The sequence below is a fragment of the Pseudomonas jessenii genome (genome assembly GCF_002236115.1).
GTDB classification, from domain to species: domain Bacteria; phylum Pseudomonadota; class Gammaproteobacteria; order Pseudomonadales; family Pseudomonadaceae; genus Aquipseudomonas; species Aquipseudomonas jessenii.
The window spans coordinates 737,091-754,090 of the sequence record NZ_NIWT01000004.1; the positions used below are offsets into that span (position 1 = coordinate 737,091).

The 17,000-nt window shown below is 61.8% G+C and carries 15 protein-coding genes and 1 riboswitch; of the genes, 3 read left to right on the forward strand and 12 right to left on the reverse strand.

All coding sequences use genetic code 11. The features are described 5' to 3' along the window. Positions 1-3: 3 nt before the first annotated feature. From PSJE_RS16555 to PSJE_RS16605, 11 genes are all read right to left on the reverse strand, one after another. Entirely contained in the window at positions 4-888 is an 885-nt protein-coding gene (locus PSJE_RS16555; protein ID WP_090453634.1) for an alpha/beta fold hydrolase, read from the reverse strand. 313 nt (positions 889-1,201) lie between these two features. Continuing rightward, positions 1,202-1,894 carry a pseudouridine synthase gene (locus PSJE_RS16560; RefSeq protein WP_090453636.1) on the reverse strand — a complete coding sequence of 231 codons (693 nt, stop codon included), beginning with the start codon at positions 1,892-1,894 and terminating at the stop codon, positions 1,202-1,204. Positions 1,895-1,928: 34 nt separating this feature from the next. Continuing rightward, positions 1,929-2,147 (reverse strand): cysteine-rich CWC family protein, encoded by a 219-nt coding sequence (locus PSJE_RS16565; RefSeq protein WP_057716038.1) that lies wholly within the window; start codon positions 2,145-2,147, stop codon positions 1,929-1,931. Then, complete coding sequence (locus tag PSJE_RS16570) at positions 2,134-3,627, reverse strand: sensor domain-containing diguanylate cyclase (RefSeq protein WP_090453638.1); 1,494 nt, start codon at positions 3,625-3,627, stop codon at positions 2,134-2,136. Before PSJE_RS16570 ends, PSJE_RS16565 begins: the two co-directional genes overlap by 14 nt. A 207-nt stretch (positions 3,628-3,834) precedes the next feature. After that, complete coding sequence (atzF, locus tag PSJE_RS16575; protein ID WP_090453640.1) at positions 3,835-5,613, reverse strand: allophanate hydrolase; 1,779 nt, start codon at positions 5,611-5,613, stop codon at positions 3,835-3,837. A 25-nt stretch (positions 5,614-5,638) separates the two neighbouring features. Then, the gene (gene uca / locus PSJE_RS16580; RefSeq protein ID WP_090453642.1) at positions 5,639-9,283 is read right to left on the reverse strand and encodes an urea carboxylase; all 3,645 of its coding nucleotides are present in this window, start codon (positions 9,281-9,283) and stop codon (positions 5,639-5,641) included. A gap of 293 nt (positions 9,284-9,576) precedes the next feature. Further along, positions 9,577-10,218 (reverse strand): urea amidolyase associated protein UAAP2, encoded by a 642-nt coding sequence (locus PSJE_RS16585; RefSeq protein WP_090453644.1) that lies wholly within the window; start codon positions 10,216-10,218, stop codon positions 9,577-9,579. Positions 10,219-10,229: 11 nt separating this feature from the next. Then, positions 10,230-10,955: an urea amidolyase associated protein UAAP1 gene (locus tag PSJE_RS16590; protein ID WP_090453646.1), complete on the reverse strand. Its 726-nt coding sequence runs from the start codon at positions 10,953-10,955 to the stop codon at positions 10,230-10,232. A 13-nt stretch (positions 10,956-10,968) separates the two neighbouring features. Further along, positions 10,969-11,757, reverse strand: coding sequence for an ABC transporter ATP-binding protein (locus PSJE_RS16595; RefSeq protein ID WP_090453647.1), 789 nt, complete (start codon positions 11,755-11,757; stop codon positions 10,969-10,971). Further along, positions 11,754-12,569 carry an ABC transporter permease gene (locus tag PSJE_RS16600; RefSeq protein ID WP_090453649.1) on the reverse strand — a complete coding sequence of 272 codons (816 nt, stop codon included), beginning with the start codon at positions 12,567-12,569 and terminating at the stop codon, positions 11,754-11,756. The genes PSJE_RS16595 and PSJE_RS16600 overlap by 4 nt, the downstream gene beginning before the upstream one ends. 15 nt (positions 12,570-12,584) lie before the next feature. Then, on the reverse strand, positions 12,585-13,652 hold the full coding sequence (locus tag PSJE_RS16605) for a putative urea ABC transporter substrate-binding protein (RefSeq protein ID WP_090453651.1): 1,068 nt from the start codon (positions 13,650-13,652) through the stop codon (positions 12,585-12,587). A 60-nt stretch (positions 13,653-13,712) separates the two neighbouring features. After that, positions 13,713-13,813, reverse strand: a riboswitch (guanidine-I (ykkC/yxkD leader). A gap of 282 nt (positions 13,814-14,095) precedes the next feature. Here PSJE_RS16605 and PSJE_RS16610 point away from each other — a divergent pair. Both PSJE_RS16610 and PSJE_RS16615 read left to right on the forward strand, forming a co-directional pair. Then, a complete protein-coding gene (locus PSJE_RS16610) occupies positions 14,096-14,350 on the forward strand; it encodes a hypothetical protein (protein ID WP_079246796.1) in 255 nt (84 codons plus the stop codon). 167 nt (positions 14,351-14,517) lie between these two features. Continuing rightward, positions 14,518-14,991 carry a hypothetical protein gene (locus PSJE_RS16615; protein WP_090453654.1) on the forward strand — a complete coding sequence of 158 codons (474 nt, stop codon included), beginning with the start codon at positions 14,518-14,520 and terminating at the stop codon, positions 14,989-14,991. 66 nt (positions 14,992-15,057) lie between these two features. Here the strand turns inward: PSJE_RS16615 and PSJE_RS16620 are convergent, their stop codons facing one another. Beyond that, entirely contained in the window at positions 15,058-16,170 is a 1,113-nt protein-coding gene (locus tag PSJE_RS16620; protein ID WP_057716035.1) for an enoyl-CoA hydratase/isomerase family protein, read from the reverse strand. 132 nt (positions 16,171-16,302) lie between these two features. On the opposite strand from PSJE_RS16620, the gene ung reads away from it, so the two are divergent. Beyond that, positions 16,303-16,995 carry a uracil-DNA glycosylase gene (gene ung / locus PSJE_RS16625; RefSeq protein ID WP_090453656.1) on the forward strand — a complete coding sequence of 231 codons (693 nt, stop codon included), beginning with the start codon at positions 16,303-16,305 and terminating at the stop codon, positions 16,993-16,995. Positions 16,996-17,000 lie beyond the last annotated feature (5 nt).

The window sequence follows — 17,000 nt, forward strand, 5'->3', positions numbered from 1 at the left end:
ACTTCAGCCTGCCAATGCATGGTGTTCCTGGACGTTGTGGTAACGCGGTCGGCTTTCGAGTTGCGCTGGTTTCAGAAAGCCCATCAGTGCGTTGCGGCTGTCTCGGCAGGCGGCTTTGTGCTCCATGTCGAGAAAGTGGCCGGTGGCCTGAATGGTGCTGAACGTGCTGTGTTGCACGTGGCCGGCGAACAACCGGGCGTCGTCGGCGGCGGTGTATTCGTCCCATTCGCCGTTTAGGAACAGCACCGGCACGTCGATTTTCTTCGCCGCGTGCAGGTAGCACTGGCGATCGCTGTGCAGCACGTCGCTGATGTGGAAGTGCATCTGCCCGTACTCATGTTCGGCCAGGGAGCTGACGTGGCGATAGTTGAAGCGCTTGAACAACGACGGCAGGTGTTTGCCGATGGTGTCGTTCACCAGGTGCCCGACCCGGTCGCGATCCAGGTTGCCGAGGTGTTCGACGCCGCGCTCGAGGTAGTCGAGCATGTGCGCGTTGATCACCGGGGAGAACGAGCTGATCACGGCTTTTTCGATGCGCCGTGGCCGTTGCGACAATGCCATCATGGTCGCGGCACCGCCCCAGGAAAACGACAGCACGTGCTCGGCGGCGAAGTGGTCGATCAGCTCCAGCAGGATCTGCCCTTCGATTTCCTTGGTGAGCATTTTTTCATGCAGGTTGTGGGCTTTTGACCGGCCCGCGTAGGGCTGGTCGTAGCAGACGACGTTGAACTGCGGATGGAGGTTTTTCACGGTTTGTGCAAACGACGCAGTCGTAGCCATCGAGCCGTTGACCAAGATAATGGTCTTCTCTGCGGCGTCTGCGCGATAGAACTCCGTGTAAACCCGATACTGACCCTGTATATCCAGCACAGCGATTTCTGGCCTCATGTCATAAGACTCCTGGCAAGCGGGTATGCGCGCAAATGAGATTGCACGAGCTTTGTGACAGGTAGGCATACGCCTGGAATTTGAGAGGCCCATGTCGATCCATTGCAGTCCGGTCGACGGGTATTGTTATTGGCGGGCAGTCTGCCGGATGAGGCCGGAACCCTTGGGTTCCTACCGGCAAAAAGTTTCTTAGAAGTATGTGGTGACTCGTCGGTCACATTTCGGCCGACGTCCTGATTCAAGCAGGGGTCACATCATTGCGCAAGTGCCGTTGGTAAATTGTTCGACAACTTTCTGCTGAGCGGTCGCGCGTTTAGATCGATCCGATCTCTTCGTCGGTCAGCGGGCGGTATTCGCCCGGTTTCAAGGCGTCGTCGAGCACCAGCGACCCCATGCGTTCGCGATGCAGGCGCATCACCTTGTTGTCGAAGTGGCCGAACATGCGCTTGACCTGGTGATAGCGGCCCTCGACGATGCTCAGGCGTGCGCATTTTGGCCCGAGCAGCTCTAGCCCGGCGGGTTGTGTGGTGAGGTCTTCGAAGGCGAAGTACAGCCCTTCGTTGAATTTGATCGCGTACTCGGGGCCGATGTCCTGCTCGGTTTCGACGTAATAGACCTTGGGCAGTTTGGTCTGCGGTTGGGTCAGGCGTCGCGACCAGGTGCCATCGTTGGTGATCAGCATCAGGCCGGTGGTGTTGAAGTCCAGGCGTCCGGCGATGTGCAGTTCGTCCTTGTCCGGTTCATGGATCAGATCGAGCACGGTCGGGTGCTGCGGATCCCGGGTGGCGCTGACGCATCCGGCGGGCTTGTGCAACATGAAATGGCGCAGGGGTTTACCGACTTGCAGCACCTCGTTGTCAACTTCGACGCGGCTGAATTCGCGGACTTCGCTGTGCGGGTCGCTGACGATTTTTCCGTCAACCCTGACGCGTTTTTCCACCAGCAACAAGCGCACCTGCTTACGGTTGAAGCACGGCAGGTTGCTGAGGAAACGGTCGACACGCATGACTTAAGGATCGGTAAGGACAGGGGCGCGCATCTTACTTGATCGACCCGGACGCTGCTTGCAACTGCGCCTCGACTTCAGCGCAGCGCGGGCACAGGCACGAGGCGTCGCGCAGTTCCGCCGGCAGCGCCTGGAGCACCGCCGGGTCGATGCTGACGCCGTAGCACCAGCAGGCGCGGTCGGCGGTTCGCGGGTCGGCCAGGGCGCAGTCGTTGGATGCACCGCAGGCCGGGCAGAGGTCAGGCTGGTTCATAGCTGAAGTGAGGTTTTTCCACGCAGGTTCGGTTACGGCCAGTTTGCTTGGCCCGATACATCGCATGATCCGCCCGTGACAGCAGGCTGTGCAAGGTGTCATCGGGCTGCTGGGTGGTGAGGCCGATGCTGACGGTCACATGCAAGGCCTGACTGTTGTAGGCATAGCGCTGTTGTTCCACGTGCTGGCGAATTTTCTCGGCAATCATCAGGCCGGTCTTACCGTCGGTATCCTTGAGTAGCACGATGAACTCTTCACCACCCCAGCGGCAGACGATGTCGGAGTGCCGCAGGCAACTTTCCAGATCCCGGGCGAAACCGATCAGTACCTGGTCGCCGGCCAGGTGGCCGTAGGTGTCGTTCAGCGCCTTGAAGTGATCCAGGTCCAGCAGCAAAGCGGTCAGCGGCTTGGGCTCGCGCCGGGCTTCGTGCATGGCCTGCGCGGCCAGCAGGTCGAAGCCGCGACGGTTGGGCAGTTCGGTCAGGCTGTCGAGGATGGCCTGGGCCTGGATCTTGTCCTGATAGCGTTTGATCACCCGGTTGAGCAGGGCCAGCACGATCAAGGTGACCAGCAAGCAGATCAGCAGGTTGAGGTACAGCGACTGGCGGATTTCACCGAGGGCGCTGTCTTCGCGTTTGTCGACGAACAGGTACCAGTTCAGCTCCGGGATAAACCGCACGTTGAGGAAATGCCCCTGGCCCTGCACGGAGTATTCATAGCTGCCGCTGTGGGGTTTGGGCAGCCGGCTGACCAGGTCTTTCATGCTGTCGAGTTCGCTGAGTTTCTGCCCGATGTGCGCACCCTGCGGACCCCCTTCGGCGCCGGTGAGCACCAGGCGCCCGAAGTTGTCGACGAAATACACACTGCGTTGATAGCGCTGCTGGTACTTGTCGATCAGCTTGATCACGGCATCGACGGTCAGGCCAACCCCGGCCGCGCCGATGAATCGGCTGTTGTAGTCGTAGACCTTGTAGTTGATGAAGAAGGTCAGGTTGTCCTTGTTGGCGAGATCCGGGTCGACGTTGATCTCGTACGGATCCTTCATGTCCCGCACGCGAAAGTACCAGGCATCGCGGGGCTCGGTGGTCTTGACCTGCTTGAGCACACCCTTGGCGTGGTAGTAGGTCAGGCTGGTGTTGGAGACGAAGAACGCGGTGTAGGCGCCGTAGTGGGTCATGACCTCGTTGAGGTAACGGGTCATCTGGTCGGAGTCCTTTTCACCATTGACCACCCAGTCGCGCATGAAGGTGTCGCGGGCCATCATCGAGGAAATCAGGATCGGCCTGACGAGGTCTTTCTGGATTTCCGAGTAGACCGTATCCGACGTCAGCGGCAGTTCGGTGTTGACGATGTTGTCGCGGATCGAGGCCCGGGAGGCGTAGTAACTGAGGAAGGAGGTGGCGAGGAAACCTGCGCCCAGCAATGCGACCAGCGTGAGCACCAACGAACGTTGAGAGTACAGCGGCGAGCGAAGCGGCATGGCAGTTCCATTGGCAGTCATCCGATGGTTGCATTCTAATGGCACTGCGGGGAAATAACCCATGTTCCACGGAGGTTGCGCGTGGTCCTTGTGGGAGCTAGCTTGCTCGCGATGGCGGTGTGTCAGTCACATCAATCGTGAATGTGCTGACGCCATCGCGAGCAAGCTCGCTCCCACAGGGGTTGGTGTTGCATGTGAGTCTGGTGTTTAGCCGAGTGTTTTCAGATACATCCGCCACCCGCCCAAATGGCTGATGTCCACCGCGCCCTCCAGCCCATACGCCTCGCAGATAAACCCGCTCTCCCAGCGACCGTCCGCCAGTTGCACCTTGCCCAATCCCAATGGCGCCGGAATTCCGGTCAGGAACGAGCCCAACTCGCTGCTCGGCAACTCCCAGACTTCCACCGCAATCGCCACGCCGCCATCCTTCACGCGGACCATGCCCGGACGAAACGGCGGGCCGCCGGCCAGGGCATGGAGTTGATAGTCCGGTGAGCTGAATGTCGTTTCCACCAAACGGGCACCGCGCTGCTTGAGCTGCCAGTTCAACGCCAACCCGTCCAGGTGCGCCCCACAGACCACCAGTCGCGCTCGATCATGGCGTGCAACCGTCGCCGGTGCAGGCGCGGACAGGCCTTGCTGACGCTGCAAGGCATCCGCCACGCCCAACAGATACTGATCGGTAAAGGCCCGGCCAAACAGCGTCACGCCCCAGGGCAGGCCGTTGTCCATGAACGCGCCGGGCACAGCAACGGCGGCGTAGTCGAGCAGGTTCATGAAGTTGGTGTAGTAGCCCAGTTCCGAATTGCGCAGCACCGGTTCGGCCTCGAGTTCCGCCAGCGTCACCGGGCGGCCGATGGTTGGCGTGACGACGCAATCCAGGCCTTGCAGTGCTGTGTCGCACAGGGCTTTGAGCGCTTGCAGCCGGTATTGGGCGCGGAAGGTTTGTACGCCGTCGACGGCGGGTGCCTTGGCCAATACGGCGCGAATCACCGGCAACACGGCCTCCGGGTTTTGCGCCATCAACTCCCCGGCCACGCTGTAGCGCTCGGCCACCCACGGGCCTTCATAGAGCAAGCGTGCAGCCTCCAGAAACGGCGACAGGTCCAGTTCCACTGCTTCGCCGCCCAGGGCCTTGAGGCGGTCGATGGCATCACCGAACAACAGTGGGCCTTCAGGGCAACCGAAGAATTGCAGGTCCTGTGCACGGGGTACGCCGAAACGGAAGGGGCGTGGTGTACCGAACGCCGAACCGTCGTTCCACAGCGGGTTACTGCGGCTGTATTCGTCCCGAGGGTCCAGGCGTGCGGTGAGCGCCAGCAACTGACTGGCTTCCCGCGCCGTGGCGGTGAAGGTAGTGACGCAATCCAGCGTACGACAGGCCGGAACCACGCCAGCCGTCGAGATCAGGCCCTTGGTGGCCTTCAGGCCGACCAGGTTGTTCAACGCCGCCGGCACACGACCGGAGCCGGCGGTGTCGGTGCCCAGCGCAAAGCTCGCGACCCCGAGCGCCACCGCCAGCGACGATCCGGCGCTGGAACCGCCCGACGGATACTCCGGCAATACGCTGTTGGGGCACGCGCCGTAGGGTGAGCGGCTGCCATTGAGCCCCGTGGCGAACTGGTCGAGATTGGTCTTGCCCAGCGGGATCGCACCAAGGGCCAGAAGTTGTTCGACGATGGTCGCCGAGCGCTCCGGCACGTAGGCGAATGCCGGGCACGCCGCCGTGGTCGCAATGCCCGCCAGGTCGATGTTGTCCTTGATCGCGAACGGCACGCCATACAGCGGCAGGCTGTCGAGGTCGCGACCATCGAGGGCGGCGAGGTAAGGCTCCAGTTCAGCGACACTGAGCAAATGGATGAACAGGTGATAGTCCGGGTTCAGTGCCGCGGCTTTGTCCCGCAGTTGCAGCAGCAATTGCCGTGGCGTGGTGCAGCCTTCGCGATAAGCGCCGCGCAGGGCGTCGAGTTGCAGATTGATGTTCATGGCATGAGTCCTTTTCAAAATGGGTTCAGTCAAGTTCCAGCACCACGACGCGCTGCCCGGCGCGCACCGCCGAACCCGGTTGCACGCGAATCTCGCGTACCACGCCGGCCATTGGCGCGAGCAGGGGGATTTCCATCTTCATCGACTCCAGGATCACCAGCACATCGCCGGCCGCGACCCGACTGCCGGCCTGGACCTGAACCTGCCAGAGGTTGCCGGCGATGTGGCTGTCGACGCTCTGTTGGCCGTTTTCCAGCGGTGCATCCTCGATGGCCTCCGGGGCCGCTTCTTCACTGTCGAAATGCGCCTGGCCACTGGCGATCCAGCGTTCGCGCTCGGCATTGAATGCGCCTTTTTGCTGATCGCGAAACGCCTCGATGGTCTCAGCTTCCCTGGCCAGGAACGCCTGGTAATCCGCCAGATTCAACTGGCTGTGCTCGATGTTCAGGTCGAAGCGCCCGAGGGGGAAATCCCGGCGGATGCGCAGCAGTTCATCGGCGCTGACCGGGTAGAAACGGATCTGGTCGAAAAACCGCAGCAACCAGGGTTTGCCATCGAACGCGGCGACTTCGCGGTAGCGGTTCCACATCTGCAACGTGCGCCCGACAAACTGATAGCCGCCGGGGCCTTCCATGCCGTAGACGCACATGTAGGCGCCACCGATGCCCACCGAGTTTTCCGCGGTCCAGGTGCGCGCCGGGTTGTACTTGGTGGTCACCAGGCGATGGCGCGGGTCGAGCGGGGTGGCGACCGGGGCGCCGAGGTAGACGTCGCCCAGGCCCATCACCAGGTAACTGGCGTCGAACACTGTGCGCTGCACTTCATCGAGGTTCGGCAGGTCGTTGATGCGGCGGATGAACTCCAGGTTGCTCGGGCACCACGGCGCGTCCTTGCGCACCGTGGTCATGTATTTCTCGATGGCCAACTGGCACGCCGGGTCGTCCCAGGACAGTGGCAGATGCACGATGCGCGAGGGCACTTGCAGGTCCTTGGCGGCGCACACGGCGTCCCATTCGCCGGCGACGATGCCGAGCAGGTCGGACAGCGGCAGTTGCTCGGGTTGGTAGTGGACCTGCAGTGAGCGAATGCCGGGGGTGAGGTCGATCACACCGTGCAGGTCTTTGCTTTCCAGCGCCTGCATCAGGGCGTGGGCGCGGAAACGCAGGACCAGATCGAGTTCCGGGGCGCCGATTTCCAGCAGCAGGTGGGTGTCGCCGGACAGTCTTGCGACCAGCCGGGTGTCGTCCTGCCCAATGTCCAATACCACAGGCGACTCAATCCCCTGTGGGAGCGAGCTTGCTCGCGATGACGGCATCACATCCGACATCTGTGTGACTGAAACACCGCTATCGCGAGCAAGCTCGCTCCCACAGTGATCCCATTTCAAGGCGAGGCTGCGGGCGGTCTTGAGGTCGACGGGCAAGAACTGCACCTTGTCCCCGGCCTTGAGCTGCCCCAGTTGCCAAAGATCCGCCTCGATCACGGTCACCGGGCACACGAACCCGCCAAGGCTCGGGCCATCCGGGCCGAGGATCACCGGCATGTCACCGGTAAAATCCACCGCGCCGATCGCATACGGATTGTCGTGGATGTTCGACGGATGCAAACCGGCTTCACCGCCGTCGGCACGCACCCACTCAGGCTTCGGTCCGATCAGGCGAACGCCGGTACGGCTGGAGTTGAAATGCACTTCCCACTGCGTGGCGAAGAAGGTGCCGATGTAGTTTTGCGTGAAGTATTCCGGGGCGCCGTGGGGGCCGTAGATCACGCGAATCTGCCGAACTGCCGGCAACTTGGTGGCCTGTTCTTCAGCCAGTTGCTGACCGGCACTGCGATCATTCAGGGCTGGCAGGTGCAACACATCACCGGCTCGCAACGCGCGACCACCGTGGCCGCCAAACTGGCCGAGGGTGAAGGTGCTTTTGCTGCCCAGATAGTCCGGCACTTGCAGGCCGCCGCGCAGGCACAGATAGGTGCGCGCACCTGCGCCTGCGATGGTGCCAAGGCTCAACATTGCGCCCGCTGGAATCAGCAGTGCCGTGTTCATCGGTACGCTTTCGCCGTTCAAAGCCAGCGGAATCACCGCGCCGGTCACCGTCACCACCGTCTCGCAATTGAAGCGCAGCAACGGTCCGCTCATGGTGATTTCCAGCGCCGCCGCGCCTTCGTCATTGCCCAGCAAACGGTTGCCCAGGCGCAGCGCGCGACTGTCCATCGGCCCGGATGGCGGTACGCCCACCGCCCAGTAACCGAGTCGGCCGGGATAGTCCTGAACGCTGGTCTGGGTGCCGGCGCTGAGCACCTCGAAGGTGTTGGCCTGATACACCAGGCCTTCCAGGCAACGGGTCCATGGCTGGCCGCTGGCGAAAGGCACATCGAGCAGAATCTGCCGCAGGTAGTCGCGGTTGGTTTCCACGCCGTAGAGCAGGCTGGCCCCCAGCGCCTGATGCAGATCCGTGCTGGCCTCTTCGCGAGTTGGCGCCCAACTGATGACCTTGGCGATCATCGGGTCGAAGTAGGGCGGGATCTCGCAGCCAGCCTCGACCCAGGTGTCGATACGCAATTGAATGCCATTGGCCACCGGGAAATCCACGGCGGTTAGCAAGCCTGGGCTGGGTTGAAAGTCGCGACCCGGATCTTCGGCATACAACCGCGCCTGAATCGCATGACCCACCGGTTGCAAACCCTGCATCAGTTCGCACAGGGGCGGCAGATCGCCGGCCGCCAGTTGCACCATCCAGCGCACCAGGTCGACGCCCCACACCTGTTCGGTGACACCGTGTTCTACCTGCAAACGGGTGTTCACTTCCAGGAAGTAGAAGCGCTGGGCCTCGCTGTCGAACACAAACTCCACGGTGCCGGCGCTGCGGTAATTCACCGCTTTGGCCAGTTTGATCGCCGCCGCGCACAGTTCATCGGCCATGCCGTCGGGCAGGTTCGGTGCCGGGGTTTCCTCGAGGACTTTCTGGTTGCGGCGTTGTACCGAGCAGTCACGCACGCCGAGGGCGATCACTTCGCCGCGACCGTCGCCGAACACCTGTACTTCCAGGTGCCGGGCGCGCTGGATGTACTTTTCGATGAACACCCCGGCGTCGCTGAAATTGTTCTGGCCCAGGCGCTTGACCGCTTCGAAGGATTCGCTCAACTCGGCCGCGCTGCGGCACACGCGCATGCCGATGCCGCCACCGCCAGCGGTGCTCTTGAGCATCACCGGGTAGCCGACCTGTTCACCGGCCAGCAGCGCGGCATCGAGGCTGTCGAGCAGTTCGGTGCCTTCGAGCATCGGCACGCCGTGTTGTTTGGCCAGGGCGCGTGCGGTGTGCTTGAGGCCGAACACCCGCAGTTGTTCGGGCGTCGGGCCGATGAAGGCGATATTGGCGGCCTCGCAGGCTTCGGCGAACGCGGCGTTTTCCGAAAGAAAGCCGTAGCCGGGATGGATCGCGGTGGCGCCGGTGGACTTGGCGATGGCGAGGATCTTGTCGACCGCCAGGTAAGTTCCAGCTGCTGCACCTTCACCGAGGCTGTGGGCCTCATCGGCTTGCAGGATGTGCAGGCTGGCGGCATCGGCTTCGGAGTACACGGCAACGCCCTGCACTTGCAGTTCACGCAGGGTCCGCAGGATGCGACAGGCAATGGCGCCACGGTTGGCAATCAGGACTTTTTCGAACATGGCATAACCCCTGGAGGGGATGCGGGCCGTCCCGCAGTTTTTCGATGAGAGCCGGGGTCGTCCCCGACGGAAAAAAACAATTCTCTAAAACACACCACCGAACACCTGTAGGAGCGAGCCTGCTCGCGATGGTCGTGAACGATTACGCGTGAAACCAGATGCCCAGCGGTGGCTTCGGTTTTTTCGCGAGCGAGCTCGCTCCTACAGGGGGTGGTGGTGTTCCTGAGGTTTGAGGCACTGGCCGGAACGGGCCTGGCACAAGGCGAACAACCAGCGACGCAACCGCGAGAGCTTCAGTTCCATACCAGCAGCTCCGCAGGGGTGGGGTTGTAGGCGTTGCAGGGGTTGTTCAGTTGCGGGCAGTTGGAGATCAGCACGATCACGTCCATCTCGGCCCGCAGGTCGACGTACTTGCCCGGTGCCGAGATGCCGTCTTCGAAGGTCAGGCCGCCGTCGGCAGTGACCGGCACGTTCATGAAGAAGTTGATATTCGGCCCGATGTCGCCCTTGCCCAGGCGGCCATCGTGAGCACAGGCGCGCAGGTAGTTGTCGCGGCAGCTGTGCATGTAGCGTTTTTCCAGGGCGTAGCGCACGGTGTTGCTCTCTTGCGCACAGGCGCCGCCGAGGGTGTCGTGACGCCCGCAAGTGTCGGCGACGATGGTCAGCATCGGCTTGCCGAGGTTGGAATACAGCACGCTGCCAGTGCTCAGGTACACGCTGTTTTGCCGACGCAGGGTGCGCTGCACGTCGTAGCGCTCCCTGGGATTGGCGAGGCTGTAGAACAGGGTGTCGACGGCTTGATTACCTTCAAGGTCGAGGATGCGCAGGGTCTGTCCGGCCTTGACCTCCATCAGCCAAGGCTCGCCGGCGGGGATGGTGGCGCGGTAGATCGCGGTGTCTGGTTGCTTGTGAACGGTAGCGATTGCGAGTGACATGGCAGCGATCCTCAGGCAAACAAACGGTCGGTGTTGATGAAACCGCGCTCGTTTTCCGGGCGCGAGGTACGGCAGTGTTCGGCGACGGTGGCGTCGGCGTTCATCCAGCTGAGCTTCAGCGGTTTCGGTGCATATTCCGGCGACGGGTCCATCGGGTGCTGCAGGGCGGTGAGCACCACCAGGGTGTCCATCGGCGCGTACAACTCGATGTAGTCGCCAGCCTTGGAATTGCCCTCGACGAAATGGAAGCGCCCGGCTTCATCGACGTTCACGCGGCTGAACAGGTTGAGGGTCATCAATAGGTCGGACAGGCCCAGCCCCCACTTGCCCAGCTCCACCAACAGGTTGTCGGTACCGTTGCGAAAGAAGCCGTTGCGCAGTTCCTGATAGCGGCCCGCGCCGTACTTTTGCGCCACTTCTTCAGCGCAGAGCACACCGCCCAGGCTGTCGCTCCAGCCGCAGGTGTCAGCGGTGATGGCGGCCAGCACGCGGCCCATGTCCGAGTACAGGCAGTGGCTGGCGGTGAGCTTGGCGGTGTGTTGGCATTTGAGGCTGTCGGGCAGGTTCAGCCGTTCGGTTTTTTCATTGGCGTTGAGCAACGTCAGGCTGACATTGGCGCCGCCACGCAGGTCGGTCAGGCGCAGCAATTGGCCGCGTTTGAGCACGAAGGAACGATGGCCGCCGCCGGGGAGCATTTCCTCGGCGAAGGGCGGGAACAGTCGGGTCGAATCAGTCATGGGCAAAAACCTCTCAAGCGGTTCGAAGTAAGCCCGCCAGTTGCATTGGCAGGGCGTCGACGGCGGCACGGCGGGTGCGACGGTCGCTGTTCAAAGGGATGTCGTAGGTAATGCGTGCGCCATAGCGGCCGGGTGCATGCGGGTCGAGACGGACCTTGTCGAACACCAGCAGGCGTGTGCCCAGGCTGAAGCCTTCGGACAGGTCATGGGTGACCATGAACACCGTCAGTCGGGTCTCGCGCCACAGCTCCAGCAGCAGGGCGTGCATGTCTTTGCGGATGCCCGGATCAAGGGCGCCGAACGGTTCGTCGAGCAGCAACACGCGCGGCTTCATGATCAGCGCCTGGGCAATGGCCAGCCGTTGTTGCATGCCGCCGGAGAGCTGCGCAGGGTACTTGTCCAGCGAGTGGCCCAGGCCGACTTTGTGCAGCAGCACCGAAGCCTGTTCACGGGCCTCTTTTTTCGCGCTGCCAAACAGGCGACCAAGCAACGGCGAGCGCGGCAGTTCGAGGCCGAGGGCGACGTTGTCCAGCACGGTCAAATGCGGGAACACCGAGTAGCGCTGGAACACCACGCCACGGCTGGCATCCGGTTCGGCGGCCAGCGGTTGGCCGTCGAGCAGGATTTCGCCGCGACTGGCTCGCTCCTGACCGAGCAGCAAACGCAGGAAGGTCGATTTACCGCACCCGGACGCACCCACCAGGGTGCAGAACTCACCCTCGTTGACGGTCAGGTTCAGGCCTTCGAGCACCACCTGATCGGCGTATTGCTGCCAGACGTTTTTCACCGTGATGAAGCTCATTTGGCCGCTCCTTCATACCAAGGGAATGCGCGGCGGGTCAGCTGCTTGAGCCCCCAATCCATCAACCAGGCGAGCAGGGTGATCCACACCACGTACGGCAAAATCACGTCCATCGCCAGGTAACGGCGCACCAGGAAAATCCGGTAACCGAGGCCGTCGGTGGAGGCGATGGCTTCGGCGGCAATCAGGAACAGCCACGCCGAGCCGAGCATCAGTCGCAGCGAGATCAACAGGCGTGGCAGCAGTTGCGGCAACACCACCCGCAGCATCAGGGTCCAGGTAGACGCGCCGAGGGTCTGGGCCTTGATCAGCAACTCCGGTGGAATTTCCCGGGCGCGCTGTTCCAGGTCACGGGCCAGTGCCGGAGTAATGCCGATCACGATCAGCATCACTTTCGACAACTCACCCAAGCCGAAGACGATGAACAGGATCGGCAGGATCGCCAGCGGTGGCACCATCGACAGCACGGTCAGCAAGGGTGACAACGGCGCACCGAACAGCGGCAGGGTACCGGCGGCGATGCCCAGGCACAGCCCGGCCAGGGCGCTGATGCCCAGGCCAATGGCCAGACGCTGCAGGCTGGACGCCGTGTCCTGCCAGAGCAGGTATTCGCCGGTGCGACTGTCGGCCACGAAGGCCAGGCGTTTCACCGCATCGGTCATCTGCACGGCGCTGGGCAGCAGCTTGTCGTTGGGGTTTTCCGCCAGTCGCTCGGCCGAGCCCATGAAGTAGGCGAACAGCACCAGGGCGAACGGCAGGATCACCAGCAACAGGCGACTCGGGCGGTCCGGGTGACGGTTGATCAGGCGCATGGCCAGTTCTCCTGATTACAGCTTGGCGTCGGCGGCCATCTGCACGTAACTCGGGTCGAAGCGCAGCTTGAGGTTGCCCTTGTCGCCGCTGGTCACGCCGTTGGCGAAGGCCATGCCGACCGCGCTGGTGTCCTTGGCGCCTTCACCCAGCAAGCCGTGCAGGAAGGAGAACTCGGCGACCTTGCGCATGGTTTCCGGCAGTTGCTTGCTGGTACTGAACGCCAGGGCTTCTTTCGGGGTGGCGAACAATTTGGTGGTGTCCAGTTGCGCCTGGAAACCCGCCAGGTCAGTGCCAGAGGCCTTGGCCATGTGCTCAAGGGCGGCTTTGCTGGCGGCGTTTTTCGCGTTCATCAACTCGACCACTTCGAACCAGGCGCCGGTCAGTGCCTTGCCGAGGGCCGGGTTGTCTTTGAGGGTCTTGGAGTTGACCACCATCATGTCCATGATTTCGCCGGGGATCTGGCTGGAGTTGAACACCTCGGTCACCGCAGGCTTGGCCTTGATGTCCGAGAGCATCGGGTTCCAGGTGGTGACGGCGTTGACTTGATCGGTGTTGAAGGCGGCCGAGATATCGGCGTCGGAGGTGTTGACCACTTTCAGGTCTTTTTCGGTGAGGTCCACCGAATCCAGCGCCCGGGCCAGCAGGTAGTGGGAGACAGAGAGCTCCACCAGATTGACGTCCATGCCCTTGAGGTCGGCGACTTTCTTGCCTTCGCCCTTGAGTACGATGCCGTCGTTGCCGTTGGAGAAATCGCTGACGATCAGCGCGGTGCTGTCGACGCCGCCAGCGGCCGGAATCGTCAGCGCGTCCATGTTGGTCATGGTGCAACCGTCGAACTGGCCGGCGGTGTACTGGTTGATGGATTCGACGTAGTCATTGAGCTGCACCACGTCGATCTTGATGCCGTACTTCTTCGCCCATTTGTCGACGATGCCCTGGCTGCCGGCGTATTCCCAGGGCATCCAGCCGGCGTAGATCGTCCAGCACACGCTGAAGTGGTCTTTCTGTGCAGCCTGGGACGAGAAGCTCACGAGGGCGGCGAACGCAGCGGCGAGCAGGGCGGGTAAACGAAGCTGGGACATGGTGGTTCTCCAGTTGATCAAGGACGGACAGGACGGCAGCGGCACCGCTAACGGTGGCTTGTCTCCCGGGCTTTTGTCCCGCCGTGTAACCTCAACTGGAGGTCGCCAACTCTCGGACCAGTCACTCGCGATTGCGAGCCGGAACCCTAGTCAGCCATTGCAAATTGTGGTGCCGCGAACCTGTAGTGACTCCTGCACGGTTTTAGTAAAGCGAGAGACGTGCCAACTTGGCCCGAGCGCTCTAGCGTGGGGGACAGGGAGGTCGACGGTGTTCGTTGGAAAGGCGCACTGCCTTGTGATGGTGCGCTGGTGCACCGCATTGGAACCTGTCCGCCGCTGATCAGACGGTGGGAGCAAAGTCGCACTTGGCAGGGGAATGCCAGTCAAAACAGGTGTAAGTCGGAGCGTGCCGACTGCTGTTACAGGTCTTTACGGAGGCCACCATGTTGCGTCGATTATTGTTAGGTGCAGTACTGGGTCTTGGATTGTCTGGCTGCTACTACTACGCCGGTCCTGCCGACGTCTACGGGGGACCTTATTACTACCCCGGCTACTACTCGCCCTATTACTACGGTTACTACGGTCCGCGTTATTACGGTGGTTATCGCGCCTATTACTACGGTGGGCATGGTTACTACCGTGGCCACGGCGGCGGACATGGACATCATGGCGGTGGACATCGAGGTGGCCACCGTTAATCAGGGCGCGAATGGATGAAAAACCTTTCATCGGCCAGATGTTTCCACTTGTTTCAAGGGCGCACCAGATTCCGAATTCGGTGTCTGATCTTTCGACAGTCACCGAACATTTGTCTGTCGCCTGCCAGCGTCGCTGGTGTGGCTTACCCGCGGTCCAGGAGGCCGCCATGCTCTGTCGAATTCTTCTGCTAGCTGTGTTGGGATTATCCCTTGGTGGGTGCGTGCCTTATTACGATGAAGGAGGCAGTTACTACAGTTCCGAGGTCTATACCTCGCCATCGCCAACCTATTACGCCGGGGGGAGTTCCTACTACTCCAATGGTGGCGGTTACTACACACCGCCGCCCCGGTACTACGTGCCGCCAGCGCGGTATTACCAGCCGACACCGCGCTATTACTCACAGCCACGGATCTATCAACCGTCGCGCTATTACTCGCAGCCGCGGATGTATCAACCATCGCGCCATTACCAGTCGGCCCCTCGTTACTATCAGCCGTCGCGTGGCGACTACCGCACGCATCAGAACCATGGCTGGGACGGCCGTAACCGCGGGAACTGGAACAAAGACTATCGAGGCCGCGACGGGCGCGACCATCATAGCGGGCGTGGCGATCACAACCGCCGGGGTAATCACCGCTAATCATTCAACTCAATACAAAACCTGTGGGAGCGAGCAGGCTCGCTCCCACATTTTTTTGCCCTGACTTCAGTATTCGGACAAATCCGCCAGCGGATGCCGACCTTCCCAAGCCTTGTGAAAATGCGCCTCTACCACCGCATCCGGCACGTTGTTGATGTCCGGCCAGTGCCAGTGCGGCTTCTGGTCCTTGTCGATCAGCCGGGCACGTACGCCTTCGCTGAATTCCGGATGCCGACAGCAGTTGAGGCTCAGGGTGTATTCCATCTGGAAGACTTCGGCCAATGACAGGTGTCGGGCTCGAATGATCTGCTCCCACACCAGACGAGCGGTCAGCGGAGCGCCTTCGCTCAGGGTCCTGGCTGCGCGGCTCAGCAACAGGTCGGTGTGATCGCGCAAGGCGCTGATGGCCTTCCAGGCGCAACGTACGTCGCTGACATCCAGCAGTTCGTCGATCTGCTGGCGGCGCGGCAGCCACTGGGCTTCGGGCATCTGCGCCACGGCTTCCTGCTGCAAGGCCTTGAGCAGGCTGTTGAGCTGCATGGGTGTCTGTTCCTGCCAGTTCAATTGCAACAGGCCTTCGATCAATTCCGGCTGCTGCTCATCGAGCAGGAAACGATCGGCCAGGTCCAGGTCGATGGCATCGCGGCCGTTCATGTGCGCACCGGTCAGGCCCAGGAACAACCCGAGCTTGCCGGGCAGGCGCGACAGAAACCAACTGGCGCCAACGTCCGGGTACAGGCCGATGCTGATCTCCGGCATGGCCAAGCGGCTGCTCGGCGTGACGATGCGAATGCCTGCCCCTTGCAACAGTCCCATGCCACCGCCGAGCACATAGCCGTGGCCCCAGCAGATCAGGGGTTTCGGGTAGGTATGAAGTTTGAAGTCCAGGCGATATTCCGCCGCAAAGAACTGCGCGGCCAGTGGCGGTACTTCGCCCGGATGGACGCGACAGGCCTCCACCAGACTGCGCACTTCGCCGCCGGCGCAAAAGGCCTTGGCACCATTGCCGCGCAATAGAACGCAGACGATCTGCGGGTCCTTGGCCCAAGCCCCCATTCGGTCGCGCAGGGCGTTTATCATCGGCAGGGACAGGGCGTTCAGGGACTTTTCGGCATCCAGGCTGGCGATGCCGATGCGCGCGCCGTCGGTGCCGGTGAGTTCTTCGAAGTGCAGATTCATCGTGACCTCGATCGGGAATTTGAGGGTTAAGTATGATCGCTGTGTGGGAAAGTGCCGGATCTGCGTCAGATCAATTGACAAGCGTGATGCGCTTTCCTAGGGTTCGCCCCATTGTTTTTGCCGGATGTAACCATGACTGCTGACGACCGTATCAAACTCGAACCGGGCTGGAAGGAGGCACTGCGTGCCGAATTCGACCAGCCCTACATGGCAGAGTTGCGAAACTTCCTGCAACAGGAGCGGGCGGCCGGTAAGGAGATCTATCCGCCGGGGCCGATGATTTTCAACGCGCTCAATTCCACGCCGCTGGACAAGGTCAAGGTAGTGATCCTCGGGCAGGACCCTTATCACGGCCCGGGCCAGGCCCATGGCCTGTGCTTCTCGGTGCAACCGGGCGTGCCGGCGCCGCCGTCGCTGGTGAACATTTACAAAGAACTCAAACGCGACCTGAACATCGACATTCCCAACCATGGCTACTTGCAAAGCTGGGCCGAGCAGGGCGTGTTGATGCTCAATACCACCATGACCGTGGAGCGTGCCAACGCCAATGCGCACAAGGACAAGGGCTGGCAGTTTTTCACGGATCGAATCATTGAAGTGGTCAGCCAACAGCAACCGCACCTGGTCTTCATGCTGTGGGGCGCCCATGCCCAGAGCAAGCAGAAGCTGATCGATGCGACCAAGCATCTGGTGTTGACCTCGGTGCATCCGTCACCGCTGTCGGCCTATCGCGGCTTTCTCGGTTGCGGGCACTTCAGCCGGACCAACAAGTTTCTGGAGCAGAATGGCGAGACGCCGATCGAGTGGCGGTTGCCGCCGGTTTGATGGGC

Coding starts and splice junctions, on each gene's coding strand:
- PSJE_RS16555 (WP_090453634.1), bottom strand. CDS start 888: ATGAGGCCAGAAATCGCTGTGCTGGATATACAGGGTCAGTATCGGGTT.
- PSJE_RS16560 (WP_090453636.1), bottom strand. CDS start 1,894: ATGCGTGTCGACCGTTTCCTCAGCAACCTGCCGTGCTTCAACCGTAAG.
- PSJE_RS16565 (WP_057716038.1), bottom strand. CDS start 2,147: ATGAACCAGCCTGACCTCTGCCCGGCCTGCGGTGCATCCAACGACTGC.
- PSJE_RS16570 (WP_090453638.1), bottom strand. CDS start 3,627: ATGCCGCTTCGCTCGCCGCTGTACTCTCAACGTTCGTTGGTGCTCACG.
- atzF (WP_090453640.1), bottom strand. CDS start 5,613: ATGAACATCAATCTGCAACTCGACGCCCTGCGCGGCGCTTATCGCGAA.
- uca (WP_090453642.1), bottom strand. CDS start 9,283: ATGTTCGAAAAAGTCCTGATTGCCAACCGTGGCGCCATTGCCTGTCGC.
- PSJE_RS16585 (WP_090453644.1), bottom strand. CDS start 10,218: ATGTCACTCGCAATCGCTACCGTTCACAAGCAACCAGACACCGCGATC.
- PSJE_RS16590 (WP_090453646.1), bottom strand. CDS start 10,955: ATGACTGATTCGACCCGACTGTTCCCGCCCTTCGCCGAGGAAATGCTC.
- PSJE_RS16595 (WP_090453647.1), bottom strand. CDS start 11,757: ATGAGCTTCATCACGGTGAAAAACGTCTGGCAGCAATACGCCGATCAG.
- PSJE_RS16600 (WP_090453649.1), bottom strand. CDS start 12,569: ATGCGCCTGATCAACCGTCACCCGGACCGCCCGAGTCGCCTGTTGCTG.
- PSJE_RS16605 (WP_090453651.1), bottom strand. CDS start 13,652: ATGTCCCAGCTTCGTTTACCCGCCCTGCTCGCCGCTGCGTTCGCCGCC.
- PSJE_RS16610 (WP_079246796.1), top strand. CDS start 14,096: ATGTTGCGTCGATTATTGTTAGGTGCAGTACTGGGTCTTGGATTGTCT.
- PSJE_RS16615 (WP_090453654.1), top strand. CDS start 14,518: ATGCTCTGTCGAATTCTTCTGCTAGCTGTGTTGGGATTATCCCTTGGT.
- PSJE_RS16620 (WP_057716035.1), bottom strand. CDS start 16,170: ATGAATCTGCACTTCGAAGAACTCACCGGCACCGACGGCGCGCGCATC.
- ung (WP_090453656.1), top strand. CDS start 16,303: ATGACTGCTGACGACCGTATCAAACTCGAACCGGGCTGGAAGGAGGCA.